15 protein-coding genes and 1 pseudogene are annotated in these 11989 nt (G+C 66.0%); 8 read left to right on the forward strand and 8 right to left on the reverse strand.

Translation table 11 applies throughout. The features are described from left to right. Window positions 1-527 precede the first annotated feature (527 nt). Both ACWPXK_RS10600 and ACWPXK_RS10605 read right to left on the reverse strand, forming a co-directional pair. Window positions 528-791: a type II toxin-antitoxin system Phd/YefM family antitoxin gene (locus tag ACWPXK_RS10600; RefSeq protein WP_454195888.1), complete on the reverse strand. Its 264-nt coding sequence runs from the start codon at window positions 789-791 to the stop codon at window positions 528-530. Window positions 792-889: 98 nt separating this feature from the next. Next, the gene (locus ACWPXK_RS10605) at window positions 890-1780 is read right to left on the reverse strand and encodes a LysR family transcriptional regulator (protein WP_454195889.1); all 891 of its coding nucleotides are present in this window, start codon (window positions 1778-1780) and stop codon (window positions 890-892) included. 60 nt (window positions 1781-1840) lie between these two features. Between ACWPXK_RS10605 and ACWPXK_RS10610 the strand changes: the two genes are divergently transcribed. After that, the gene (locus tag ACWPXK_RS10610; RefSeq protein WP_454195890.1) at window positions 1841-2743 is read left to right on the forward strand and encodes an alpha/beta hydrolase; all 903 of its coding nucleotides are present in this window, start codon (window positions 1841-1843) and stop codon (window positions 2741-2743) included. Window positions 2744-2785: 42 nt separating this feature from the next. After that, complete coding sequence (locus ACWPXK_RS10615; RefSeq protein WP_454195891.1) at window positions 2786-3418, forward strand: DUF1579 family protein; 633 nt, start codon at window positions 2786-2788, stop codon at window positions 3416-3418. 95 nt (window positions 3419-3513) lie between these two features. Here the strand turns inward: ACWPXK_RS10615 and ACWPXK_RS10620 are convergent, their stop codons facing one another. After that, complete coding sequence (locus ACWPXK_RS10620; protein WP_454195892.1) at window positions 3514-3720, reverse strand: DUF397 domain-containing protein; 207 nt, start codon at window positions 3718-3720, stop codon at window positions 3514-3516. After that, the gene (locus ACWPXK_RS10625; protein WP_454195893.1) at window positions 3717-4598 is read right to left on the reverse strand and encodes a helix-turn-helix domain-containing protein; all 882 of its coding nucleotides are present in this window, start codon (window positions 4596-4598) and stop codon (window positions 3717-3719) included. Before ACWPXK_RS10625 ends, ACWPXK_RS10620 begins: the two co-directional genes overlap by 4 nt. Window positions 4599-5099: 501 nt before the next feature. On the opposite strand from ACWPXK_RS10625, the gene ACWPXK_RS10630 reads away from it, so the two are divergent. Next, window positions 5100-5393 (forward strand): hypothetical protein, encoded by a 294-nt coding sequence (locus ACWPXK_RS10630; protein ID WP_454195894.1) that lies wholly within the window; start codon window positions 5100-5102, stop codon window positions 5391-5393. 37 nt (window positions 5394-5430) lie between these two features. Here the strand turns inward: ACWPXK_RS10630 and ACWPXK_RS10635 are convergent, their stop codons facing one another. Beyond that, entirely contained in the window at window positions 5431-6309 is an 879-nt protein-coding gene (locus ACWPXK_RS10635) for a proline dehydrogenase family protein (RefSeq protein ID WP_454195895.1), read from the reverse strand. Between ACWPXK_RS10635 and ACWPXK_RS10640 the strand changes: the two genes are divergently transcribed. After that, window positions 6272-6490, forward strand: coding sequence for a hypothetical protein (locus tag ACWPXK_RS10640; protein ID WP_454196453.1), 219 nt, complete (start codon window positions 6272-6274; stop codon window positions 6488-6490). The genes ACWPXK_RS10635 and ACWPXK_RS10640 overlap by 38 nt on opposite strands. 376 nt (window positions 6491-6866) lie before the next feature. After that, window positions 6867-7334: pseudogene (locus tag ACWPXK_RS10645) on the forward strand (DUF6777 domain-containing protein); the annotation flags it as partial. A gap of 46 nt (window positions 7335-7380) precedes the next feature. Here the strand turns inward: ACWPXK_RS10645 and ACWPXK_RS10650 are convergent. Beyond that, a complete protein-coding gene (locus tag ACWPXK_RS10650) occupies window positions 7381-7668 on the reverse strand; it encodes a hypothetical protein (RefSeq protein WP_454196454.1) in 288 nt (95 codons plus the stop codon). A 12-nt stretch (window positions 7669-7680) separates the two neighbouring features. After that, window positions 7681-7809, reverse strand: a complete 129-nt coding sequence (locus ACWPXK_RS10655) for a hypothetical protein (protein WP_454196455.1) — start codon at window positions 7807-7809, stop codon at window positions 7681-7683. A gap of 602 nt (window positions 7810-8411) precedes the next feature. On the opposite strand from ACWPXK_RS10655, the gene ACWPXK_RS10660 reads away from it, so the two are divergent. Continuing rightward, window positions 8412-9515, forward strand: coding sequence for a serine/threonine-protein kinase (locus ACWPXK_RS10660; protein WP_454195896.1), 1104 nt, complete (start codon window positions 8412-8414; stop codon window positions 9513-9515). A gap of 125 nt (window positions 9516-9640) precedes the next feature. After that, window positions 9641-10045: a hypothetical protein gene (locus ACWPXK_RS10665; RefSeq protein WP_454195897.1), complete on the forward strand. Its 405-nt coding sequence runs from the start codon at window positions 9641-9643 to the stop codon at window positions 10043-10045. Here ACWPXK_RS10665 and ACWPXK_RS10670 read toward each other — a convergent pair. Beyond that, on the reverse strand, window positions 10038-11036 hold the full coding sequence (locus ACWPXK_RS10670; protein WP_454195898.1) for an LLM class F420-dependent oxidoreductase: 999 nt from the start codon (window positions 11034-11036) through the stop codon (window positions 10038-10040). The genes ACWPXK_RS10665 and ACWPXK_RS10670 overlap by 8 nt on opposite strands. 184 nt (window positions 11037-11220) lie before the next feature. On the opposite strand from ACWPXK_RS10670, the gene ACWPXK_RS10675 reads away from it, so the two are divergent. After that, window positions 11221-11754, forward strand: a complete 534-nt coding sequence (locus tag ACWPXK_RS10675) for a hypothetical protein (RefSeq protein ID WP_454195899.1) — start codon at window positions 11221-11223, stop codon at window positions 11752-11754. The last annotated feature ends 235 nt before the right edge of the window (window positions 11755-11989 follow it).

An 11989-nucleotide genomic window follows, 5' to 3' on the forward strand; every position in this document is an offset into this window, starting at 1 on the left:
ACGGTCGAGAATCCGGTGCGAGAGCGGATGCGGATGGAAGGCAGCGACCGGAGTCGAGTTCGCGTCCTTGCGGAGGAATTGAGGAGTATCGACCATCGGGCTTGGCTCGGTGTCTCGGCAGAGGCTCGGAAGCGAGGCCACGCCGCGTTACGGCTGATGGCACAAGATCCTTTATCCGGTGGGCAAAGACCAGGAATCCGGACGAGGCGACATTGATCGAGCGATGTCGCCGTCGCCTCGTAACGCCCGCTCCCGGGCGGAATCGCGGCCATCGAGCTCGAGTGGCGTCGCATCGCCCCTATACCCACGAGTTCGAATCCCGACACCAACATGGCTTTTGAACGCCCCGGGATCCACCTAGCGGAGTGGGCGGCCGCTCGGCACGTCGGGTCCTGTCACAGCGACGACGGACAGTAGTTCGTCCAATCCTCGGAAAACATCCGGGTTCGTCGTGAACAGTGGCAGCTGTTCGGCGAGATCCACCGGCGCAGGATCATGATGTTGCTGTCGAGCAGCCCTGCTGGTAGTCAGCGGGCATACGGATCGTCCGCCTCCTGGTCGGCCGTGGCAGCCTGGTCGGCTCGGAAGGCGTCGATCGAGACGTCCGCGCGCGACATCGCCGCGAACTCTGCGCGGGAAACGAAGCGTCGGCGTCGGCGCAGTGGAATCAGTTCACCGATTTGGTGTCCGTCTCGGGTGACGGTGAAGGCCTGCCCCTGCTGGACGGCGTCCATGATCTCCTTCGACCGATTGCGCAGATCTCGCTGGGTGATCTCAGGCTGTGCGGGCATGGATTCATCGTCTCAGGGGTGTGCTATCTGGTGCTACTACGTGGCACAGGGCTATACCCGCGGTTATTGCCTGATGTGGTCTCAGGTGAGACCTGTTTCTACGTGCCAGCGGCGCTTGCGGCTGCCTCGACGAAGTCGTGGATGGCGGCGCGGTGGTCATCTCTGCGCCAGGCGATCGCCATGACCGCGGGCTCGATTCCCGTGACCGGTATGACGCCGGTTCCGGGGCGGCGGTAGATATCCGCGTTGCCCGCGGACAACAGGACGATGCCGCTGCCCTCCTCGATCACAGCGAAGGTTTCCTCGGCGTTCCATACCGTCGCACCGATCCGGACGGGACGGCCGCCGCGTTCGGCGACGGCCAGCCAGTGATCGCGCAGTGATCCGGCGCTGTCCGGCATCGCGATGAACGGTTCGTCGAGCAGCTCGGTGAAGTCGACTTCGTCGCGTCCCGCCAGCCAGTGGTCGTGGCAGAACGCGACCCAGCGCGGCTCGCGGACCAGCACACGAACGCCGAACGAGCCGTGTCCGGGGAACGGCAGCCAGACGAAGGCGACGTCGACCTCGCCGGAGCCGAGTCCGGCGGTGGGGTCGTCCCAATTGACCTGACGCATTCTGGTGCGCCAAGCCGGGCGATTTCGTACGAACCCCTCGCGCGCGGCACACAACAGTCCCCGGCCGACGCTCGTGGACATGCCGACCGTGAGCACGGAGTTCTCGGCCGCGGCGGCCTCGCCGACTATGCGTTGCGCTTCGCTCCACTGCTCCAGCAGTGCTCGTGCCTGCGGCAGCAGGGCCTCGCCCGCCGCGGTCAAGCCGATGCCGCGCTTGTCCCGGACGACCAATGCGACCCGCAACTGCTGTTCGAGCTGGCGGATCTGCTTGCTCAGCGCGGGCTGGGTGATGAACAGGCGCTCGGCGGCCCGAGTGAAGTTCAGTTCCTCGGCGAGAACCGTGAAGTATCGCAGGTCCCGCAGATGTGCCTCCATAACCATTGGTTATCACAGCTGTTATTGGACGGTCCAGCGGTCACTGCACACAGTGGTGCCATGGTTTCTGAGGTTCAGGTCGAAAAGGTCACCTTCGACAGCGACGGTGTGCTCCTGGTCGGTCGGCTCTACCGCCCGGCCGACGCCGCGGACACCCGGCTGCCCGCCGTGGTGGTCACCGGGTCGTGGCTCACCGTGAAGGAGCAGATGCCGCAGGTGTATGCCCGGCGACTGGCCGAACAGGGTTTCGCCGCACTGGATTTCGACTTCACGCACTACGGCGAATCCGGTGGCGAGTCGCGTGACCTCGAATCCCCGTCGCGCAAGAGTCGCGATATCCGTGCCGCGGTCACCTTCCTGGCCGGACGCCCCGATGTCGACGCACAGCGCATCGGCGCGCTGGGCGTGTGTGCCAGCAGTGGCTACACGGCGGTGAACGCTGCGGGCGACGCGCGGGTCAGGTCCTTGGCAATGGTCGCGCCCTGGCTGCACGATCCGGAGCTGGTCGCGCTGATGTACGGCGGGAAGGAAGGCGTATCCCAGCGGCTGGCAGCGGGTTTCGCGGCTCGCGCCCGCTATGAGAACACCGGCGAGGTCGACTACGTCGCCGCGGTGAGCACCACCGACCCCTCGGCCGCGATGTCCGGCGACTTCCCCTACTACGTCGACGCCACCCGCGGCGCGGTGCCGGAATGGGGGAACCGGTTCGCGGTGCAGGGCTGGAACGAATGGCTGACCTACAACGCCATCCCGGTCGCCCGCAACATCACGATCCCGACCTTGTTGGTGCACAGCGAGAACGGCGCGATCCCGGACGGCGCCCGCGCCTTTCACGCCCAGCTGGCCGGTCCGAAGGAGCTGATCTGGATCGAGGGCACGCAGTTCGATTTCTACGACCAGGAACCGACCGTCGGCCAGGCCGTGGAACACGTCGTGCGACACTTCCGCAGCACACTTGGCTGACGCATCCATCGCACCAGACGCTCTATCCCAGAAGGATTTTCCTTGCCCAGAACACAGTCTCGAACACTGGCCGCTGTCGCGCTGCTCGCGCTCACGGTTCTCGGCACCGGTTGTTCGGACCAGACGCAGCCTCCCTCCGCAGCGGCCGAGTCCATCGCTGCGCAGCCCGAGCAGCAGGATGAGGGCCATCGGCGGCTGAACCAGCTCGTCGGCGAATGGACCGGCGCGAAGTCGACATTCGTCGCCGGGGGTACAGCCGACAACCCGGTCCGGCGCGAGATCGTGTCGCGCTGGCACTGGATCGGCAAGACCGGCAACAACTTCCTTCAGGAGGAGGCCGAGGGCACGCCCGGTGGGGCACCGTACTACCGGCTGGGCCTGCTCGGCTACGGGCCGACCGACAACCGCTACGAATGGACCACCGTAGACAGCGTCACCCCCATGACGATGAGTTACAAAGGGGCCCGGAACTCCGGCGGCGCAGCCGATATCACGATGGCGGGCGAGTTCACCGACCCCGGCATTCTCGGACCACAATTCACCGGCAAGACGATCCCGATGCGCACGGTGATCAAGCTGGAATCGCAGGATCGCGTGGTCATGGAGATCTACTTCTCGCCGCCCGGGGCTCCGGACCAACTCGCCGACCGCGTGGAACTCACCCGCCGCAGATAGGGCCGTTGCAAAGTGCCCGCGCAACCCGTAGCCCAGCCGCACCGGACGCGAAGCAGGCCCGATCCGACAACGCGGACCGGGCCTGAACCGGTTGTCTAGGGGCGTTCGAACTCGCCATCGCAAGCACCGGCGACAAACGCATCCCACTCGCCGGGGGTGAAGATCAGAGCAGGGCCGGTCGGGTTCTTGGAGTCACGGACGCCGACATGCCCTCCTTCGAGGAAGGCGACCTCGACGCACTCCGCATCCGCCTGGCTACGGCTGCTCTTGAACCACTCGGCACCAGCAAGGTCGATGCTCACTGTTGATACTCCTTCGCTATTTTCCTCAGCAGTGCTCTGCTTTCCGCTTCTCCCAGCGAAGCGCGGTGCAGCACCGCTGAGAGCGCTCGATAGCGGTCGACGTCCACTGCTTTCTCCAGGTAGAGGTTGGCGGTCAGGATGTTCTCGACGAAGACCACAGTGGGTTCCACGGCTCGCCCTTTGATATCGAGCCCAAAGTCGAGAATGACGAACGCTCCGGGGTTCACGCCCATAGGCATGCCAGCGGAGAACGGCAATATCCGTACAGAGACGTTCGGCCAGGTGCTGGCATCGGCCACATGGAGCAATTGCTTGGCCATCACCCTCGGGGTGCCGATCATCCGGTGAAGCGCGGACTCGTGCAGCACCAAATCGAACCTCACCGGTTCGGCCTTACGCCGGATGATGGTTTGACGCTTCATCCGCAGTTCTACACGCGGTTCGATCGCGCTGGGGCTCGCCTCGGGCATGTAGCTGCGCATTATCGCTCGGGCATAGTCGGCGGTCTGGAGCAGGCCCGGGATCAGCTCTTGATACGAAACAATGTGCCGCGCAGCGGCTTCGAGTCCAATGTAGTTATCGAAGTTTACCGGCAACAGTTCGTCGTACTCGGCATACCAGCTTTTGACCGAAGCCTGCCTGGCAAGGTGCTTGATTGCGGCCCATTCTTCCGCGGAACGTTCATAGATCTCGCAAAGGTGCTGGATGATGCGCATCCGAACCTTGTGGGCCTTGCCGGTCTCGAGTCGATGCAGCGTAGTCGTGCCGATCTCCACGAGTCTGGCGGCCTGCGCCAAGGTCAAGCCGATTTCCTCGCGGTACTGCCGGAGCAGTCGCCCCAGCTGACGCCGGGGCAGGGTGCTGTCTTCGTCGGCCATCTGTGTCGTTACCTCTTGGTAGACGGAACGGGGGACAGCAGGGAGCGGAATCAGTTTGCCACGGTTCGCGGAAGCACTGCTGGCGAAATAGGAAATCTCCCATGGGATTCCGTGTCATCGTCGTGCCTGGTCAGACCCGGTGGTGTCGTTGTGCGTGCGCGGCACTCCGGTGTTGCAGGGAGCGTGCCCATACTCGCGTCCGTGTCCTCTCCTCATGGACGTTAGGTGGGCTGACCCGTGGGTGTCGCGCACCTTTAGATCCGTCTCGGCCACCCAGGGGGACACCAATGTCGCCAGAACTACCGCAACGAACCCCAGAGGACCTCGGTGTCCCCGGCCCGTTCCCTCCCTTGCCCGTCGAATTTGTTGCAGCGGTCGCGGCCGAGGTCCGTGTGTGGGCGCTGGGTGAGTCCGACATTTCTTCCGGGTGCCGGGGTGTCACGTCCCCCGGCACCGGGGAGCCACTTTGACGCAGAAGGTCCGACAGTGAAAAGAGATGCATTGCGCACCACTGAAACCCGCGATGGAAAGTCCGCGACTTGGCGGCTGGTCGACCGCACTGTGCGGGTTGTCCGTCTACGGATAACCACCGACGCGTTCCCCGCGTATCAGTATCCGAAGAAGCCGCTACCGTCCGTGCAGCCGGGCACGGTCGTCTTCGACGACGAACAGCTGCCCGACCTGGCCCAGGTCCGCGAGTGGTTTCCCAAACACAACGACTTGTGGAACGCACTCAGGGATGACTACTGGGCCACCGTGCTGAACATGACGGACCTGCCCGCCAACCAAGGATGAACGCAGCTGGGGCCAAATGCCGTAGTCCTGAAAGCGATCAAGCACCACGTGATTCGGCAACTCGGCGCATCCAGTAGCGAAACCAGTTGTGACCGAAGGGGATGTACACGCGAACCGGCACACCGCGAGCGACGAGATCGTTCAACACCTCCGGCCGCACCCCGAGCAGGTGTTCCACCGGTACCGGCCCGAGCGCGGTCAGAAGCGCCTCACGAAGGACACCGTCATGGGTCGCCAGCGCGAACGGCGCGTGTGCTGCCGCCAGCCGATGCGCCAAGCGCATGAAGGCGACGTCGGTGGGCTCGCCGTACGGCAAGGCTAGGTCGGGCGAATCGAGGTAGGCGCCCTTGACCAGCCGGATGTGGACACCGGCCGCAAGGAGACGCTTTATGTCGTCGGGCGTCCGATGCAGATTGGCCTGTGCGGTGGCACCGAGACGGTCGGCCATGCCTCGGTCGGCTACGTCGAGTACACACTTCAGCGCCGCGTCCGCGCGCGCGTGGTCCTCGGCGCCGACTTGGATACGTCGACCCTCCGGTAACGCCTGCGCGATCGCCGCGAGACGGTCGGCACAGCTGGCCGGGTCGACATCGAGGCCGAGATGGGACAGATCGACAGATAGCCATGTGTCCTGAGGAAAACCGGCAAGGTCGTCGGCCAACCGCAGATAGTCATCCGCAACCCGCTGCGCGACGAGGGGATCGTCGACCAGTTCACCGAACTGATCGATACTGGCGGCCACGCCGCGTGCATGGAATTCCCCGGCCACCCGGACCGCGTCGGCCGCCGCAGTCCCAGGGACATACCGCGACGCCGCTCGCCAAGCCAGTTCCTCACCTCGCGGCACAGCCCGAACAACCCGCTCCACAACATCACTCGTGGCCAGCCGAAACAAAATCGCGCGATCAATCGACATGATCACATTCTTCCAGCCTTGGGGCCAGCGGGAGTTCGCGCCTCGCGTGCTGATGTCCCAACTCGGCGGCCGCATCACCGAGAACGACGAGAAAGCCAACATCCGCTGCCGCGAAGCCATCACCATTCAGAAACAAGCAATCCTCACACATCTCCGTACTAGAACCGCCCCGCCGCCGTGAGTGGGCGCGGAGGGACGGCGGCCGTTGCTCCCCGCCACGGTCTTCGCAGAATCTGCTCCGCAGACGGAGGGTTCACCACATCGGCCTGGGTCTACGCTTGACATGAATGGCCGAGATGGGCGCTTGCCCTGGAGGCTGTGAGGTGATAGTTGGACGGTACTGGCCACTAGTGGTCCTGCTGGTGCTGCTGCTGGGCGGCGGCGCAGGCTTGGTGCTGCATCTCACCAGTGGTTCAGGCTCCAACAAGCGCGGCGGCGAGGTGGTGCTCGCCCGAATCGACGACCCGGGCGTGGATCCCTTCACACCGCCCGCAGCTTCGCTGCCGCCGACGAACGCGAAGTTTCCCACGATCCCACCCCAAGGCGACGGCACCGACATGGTCAGCCAGCCCTACCCGGGCGACCAGGAGAGGCTGTACGGCGGCACCTTGGACAACGCCAGCTGCGACCGCGAACAGATGATCACCTTCTTCGAGTCGCATCCCGCGCAGGCTGCCGCGTTCGTCGAGGCCCTCAACGCAGATCCGACGCTCTACTGGAGCGGTGGACGCCCGCTGATGGTGTCCGACCTTCCCACGTATCTGCGTGAGTTGACGCCCGTCCTGCTCCGGGCGGACACCCGAGTCACCAACCACGGATTCGACGGTCAGCATGCGACCCCCCATCAGTCCGTGTTGCAGGCCGGAACCGCGGTCCTCGTCGACGACTACGGCATCCCCCGCTCACGCTGCTACTGCGGCAACCCACTGACCCAGCCGGTTCCGCTGACCAGTGCCCCGACTTACATCGGCCAGCCGTGGGAGGGATTCCACCCGGGCGCGGTCGTAGTCGTGCAGCAGGCGATGATCGTCCAGGCATTCACCCTCGTCGACGTGGCCACCGGACAGACATTCACTCGACCCGCCCACAGTACCGGCGACATGGACGTCGCCGTCCCTGCCACGACCCCGGAGCCACCGACGGGAGCACCCGTGGCACCCATACCTTCACCAGCTCCGGTACCGCCGCGGCCCCAGCGGCAGGCTCCTGCGCCTGTGCCGGGGGCTCCTGCGCCTGCGGCACCTGCACCTGCACCTGGCGCACCTGCACCGGCACCTGCCCCTGGGGCACCTGCGCCTCCGCCTGCGCCTGGGGTACCTGCACCTGCGCCTGGGGCACCTGCGCCTGGGGTACCTGCACCGGCACCTGCGCCTAGGGCGCCTGCTCCTCAGGCACCTGCGCCTGCTCCTCAGGCACCTGCGCCTGCTCCTCAGGCACCTGCGCCTGCTCCTCAGGCACCTGCGCCTGCTCCTCAGGCACCTGCGCCTGCTCCTCAGGCACCTGCGCCTCAGCAGCCCGCGCCCCAGCAGCCCGCGCCCCAGCATCAGCAGCCTGCCCCTCGAGCACCTGCGCCTCAGCAGCAGCAGCCCGCGCCCCAACATCAGCAGCCTGCGCCTCAGGCACCTGCGCCTCAGCAGCAGCCTGCGCCTCAGCAGCAGCCTGCGCCTCAGCAGCAGCAGCCCGCGCCCCAGGCACCTGTGCCGACCCAGCGTCAGCAGACCACCCCTCAGGCGCCCGCGCCGCAGCATCAGACACCCGCGCCGACGCGTCAGCCAACCGCGCCCACATATCTGATACAGCCATCGCCGACCCGGAGCGCACTCGTCGACGAAACCTGCACCGCGACGCGCGGTTCATCCGTTGTTGTCGCAGAGAAGGGGACATACAGCTCGGGCAGCAACGCCACCACAGCGGGCGGTTCACCCGATCCGGTGGCGGAGTCGCCATGACGAATCTGACAGAGGTCGACGATTTCGCGGACGGACCATGATGCAAGTTCACGTTTTCGGCCGAAAAGTAGTGACGGCGAACGGCAGCGTCCCCGCACGCGTTCCATCAAAACGACTGCGCGGCGAGACCATCCATGTCCCATGGTCGACAACATGAGCCAGCCGACGCCGGGATCGCGGGTAGGCGACCTTTTCGGGCACTACCAGCTGAGAACGCTGCTCGGCCACGGCGGCATGGGTGAGGTCTACGAGGCCTACGACACCGCCAAGGATCGCACGGTGGCGCTCAAACTCCTGCCCGAGCATCTGGCCGCCGAGAAGAGCTACCGCGAACGGTTCCGCCGCGAGGCCCGTGCTGCCGCGCGCCTGCAGGAACCGCACATCGTCCCGATCCACGACTACGGCGAGATCGACGGAATGCTCTTCATCGACATGCGGCTGGTGCGGGGTATGGATCTCCGCGGTCTCCTCACCTGTCACGGCCCCATGGCCCCGGCACGCGCCGTGGCGATTATCGGCCAAGTCGCCGCGGCGTTGGATGCGGCTCACGCCGACGGACTGATCCACCGTGACATCAAGCCCGCCAACATCCTCGTCACCAACGACGACTTCGCGTATCTGGTGGACTTCGGCATCGCCCATTCGGCCACCAGTACCGTGCTGACCAGTACGGGCACGGCCCTGGGAAGCTACGCCTACATGGCGCCCGAACGCTTCCAGCAAGGGGAGGTCTCCCACCGCGTCGATATCTACGCGCTCGCCTGCGTGCTCCACGAATGCCTCACCGCCACACGCCCCTATCCTGCCGACAGCCTCGAGCTACTCATCACCGCCCACTTGTTCGACCCGATCCCCCGACCCAGCACGGTGCATCCGGGAATCCCCGTGGCATTCGACTCCGTCATCGCACGCGGAATGGCGAAAGACCCAGCCGACCGCTACGCCAGTGCGGGCGATCTGGCCCGCGCCGCCCACGACGCACTCGGCAGCGCCGACCAGCACACGGCGGCCAGAATCCTCGCCAGCAGACTGGCCACCACGATCGTCAACAAGGCGCAGTGGCAACCCGAGCCGCTGACGACCAAAACGAGTCGGCCACCTGCCGAGTGGCTCGGTCCGCCACCTGGACCCGGCCCCCAGGTGCCGCCCTCACCGGCCCCGCCTTTACCAGCCCAGCCTGCCCGCAGGCCTGCCCACCAGCCCAGCCCACCCCACCGAAAAGGCGCGTGTGGATACTCGTGGTCGCCGCGGGTGTAGTGGTCCTCACGGTTGCGGTCGGCCTCGGGTTGTGGCTCGCGCTTCGGCCCAACGCGAACACCGCCCCTGCGCGGACCACCGAAACCCCAGCGAACAACCGGTTCTCATCCGCGGAGCTCGGGCTGTTGAGCGTGCTACCACCCGGCTATGACCAGAGCAACTGCTTACCCAGTCCGCCGCAATCGGGAGAGTCGGCCGCATTGTTCTGCTCCAAAACCGGTTCCGTCCCGCGGGCCTCGTTCACCTTGTACCCCGACATCTACGCGCTTCGCAGCGGCTACGCCGCCAAGTCCTCCGGCCAGGTCGTCAAGTGCCCGGACGGAAGCACGCCGGGCCCGTACGGGGCGCACGGACTGAACCAGGTGACCGGCCAGATGACCTGCCGGATGTCCACCATCGAAAACCCCGCCGTCCCGGAGATCGTCTGGAGCGCCGAGCCCGACCTCACGCTCGGCGAGGCATTCGCCGACAGTCCGGACGGCGCCGCGCAATTGTTCACCTGGTGGCAGCAGCAGGGCGCATTCAAATAGCCGCCAGGGCGGGTATCACTTCGCGTTCGAAGAGTTCGATGCCGGAGGTGTCGTAGGCGGCCTCGGGGAAGTAGAGGATGGAATAGCCGAGGCCGAGATCGCTGAGGCGGGTGAGCTTTTCGATTACCTGTTCCGGTGTGCCGACCGCGGCGGTGCCGCGGAAGAGGTCATCGATGTGGGTCTTGGCTCGGTCGGCGCCGATGTAGGGGGTCAGGCGGGCGGCCAGGGTCGCGAGGCGTTCTTCGACTTCGGCTTCGGTCGCGCCGATCGCGACGTTGAAGTTCGAGGAGCGCACGATCGCGTCGTAATCGGTGCCGACCTCGGCGCAGTGTGCGCGCAGGATCTCGGATTTGCGGGTGAACTCCTCGGGGTTGCCGCTGAAGTTGGTGTACTGGGCGTATTTCGCCGCGATGCGCAGCGTCTTCTTCTCGCCGCCTCCCGCGATCCAGAGCGGAATCCCGCCCTCCTGCAAGGGGAGTGGTCGCACGATGGCGCCGTCCACCTGGTAATGCTTGCCGTCGAGGGTGGCCGAGCCCGTGGTCCACGCCTGCCGGAAGATCTGCACGCCTTCGTCGAGGCGGGCCAGCCGCTCGCCCGCCGACGGGAAGCCGTAGCCGTAGGCGCGCCATTCGTGTTCGTACCAGCCGCCGCCGATGCCCATCTCGACTCGGCCGCCCGAGATCAGGTCGACCGTCGCCGCGACTTTCGCCAGGTAGGCCGGATTGCGGTAGCTGATCGCGGTACACATCTGGCCGAGCCGGACGCGTGAAGTGGCCGCCGCGAACGCCGACATCAGCGTCCATGCCTCGTGCGTCGCCTCCTCGGTCGGAATGGGCACGGTGTGGAAGTGGTCGTACACCCACAGCGATTCCCATGCTTCGCCCGCGTCGGCGCGCTGGGCTAGGTCACGCATCACCACCCACTGGTCCGCCGGGTCGATGCCCACCAGATCGAGCCGCCAACCCTGCGGAATGAAGATGCCGAAGCGCACAGAAATCTCCTTCGCAAATATCGAGCCACGGTTCACAACACGGCTCCGGCCTTCACTGTTCCCAGTCCACACCCTGCGAGCAACCGTTCGGCGCACGACGCGTCCAACTCCGACGCGCGAATGAGGGCCGTCCCGCGGAATTCGCTGGCCTCCGGACGCCCGGATCGGTCACGCTGGACGTCGTATGAACGAAGAAAGACAACCTCGACTCGGCGTGGATTTCGGCCGGGTCATCCAGGGAGCCGCCTTGGCGGCCGGTGACGAGGACACCGTATTCCTGTCCGGCGGCCTCGCCGAAGCATTGCGCACGCCGCCCAGTCCGGGCGCCTTCGAAGTCCTGCCCCGCCTGGTCCGGCGTTTCGAAGGCCGGGCCTGGGTGATCTCCAAATGCGGCCCGCGGGTCGAGCAGCGCACCCGTCAGTGGCTCGACCATCACGACTTCTACGACCGGACCGGCATCGCCCGCGACAACGTGCGCTTCTGCCGTGCGCGGGCGGACAAGGCGGTGCACTGCGCCGAGCTCGGCATCACGCACATGATCGATGACCGCCTGGACGTGCACCGCGCGCTACGTGATCTGGTGCCGCACCGCTATCTGTTCGGGGTGCAGACCGATCCGATTCCGGGTTGGGTGCGTCATGTCCCCACCTGGGGCGCAGTTGAACTCGCGGTGGAGGCGACCATCGATCCGGGTGCGCACGGCGACCGTCAGGGGTGAGCGCTGACCGCAACGAGAACACCAGCTCGGTGCCGTACCGGCCGAGTTCAGGTATCCCGGCGCTCGGCGCGGTGGCACCCATGGCGTTCTCCGGTCGCCGTTGGTGTTCGCATTGGATGTCCGAGTGGCGGCAGAGCGCGGCCGGTCGAGCGCCCTGAGGACGCTCGGCGGGTCTCGCTTTCCGGTCCCTACGCGCCGGTGGACTTCACACTGCGGCTCACCCTCACTGTTCCCA

This window comes from Nocardia sp. Marseille-Q1738, from assembly GCF_965283145.1.

Coding starts and splice junctions, on each gene's coding strand:
- ACWPXK_RS10605 (WP_454195889.1), bottom strand. CDS start 1,780: ATGGAGGCACATCTGCGGGACCTGCGATACTTCACGGTTCTCGCCGAG.
- ACWPXK_RS10660 (WP_454195896.1), top strand. CDS start 8,412: ATGAGCCAGCCGACGCCGGGATCGCGGGTAGGCGACCTTTTCGGGCAC.
- ACWPXK_RS10600 (WP_454195888.1), bottom strand. CDS start 791: ATGCCCGCACAGCCTGAGATCACCCAGCGAGATCTGCGCAATCGGTCG.
- ACWPXK_RS10625 (WP_454195893.1), bottom strand. CDS start 4,598: ATGGCCGACGAAGACAGCACCCTGCCCCGGCGTCAGCTGGGGCGACTG.
- ACWPXK_RS10635 (WP_454195895.1), bottom strand. CDS start 6,309: ATGTCGATTGATCGCGCGATTTTGTTTCGGCTGGCCACGAGTGATGTT.
- ACWPXK_RS10610 (WP_454195890.1), top strand. CDS start 1,841: ATGGTTTCTGAGGTTCAGGTCGAAAAGGTCACCTTCGACAGCGACGGT.
- ACWPXK_RS10675 (WP_454195899.1), top strand. CDS start 11,221: ATGAACGAAGAAAGACAACCTCGACTCGGCGTGGATTTCGGCCGGGTC.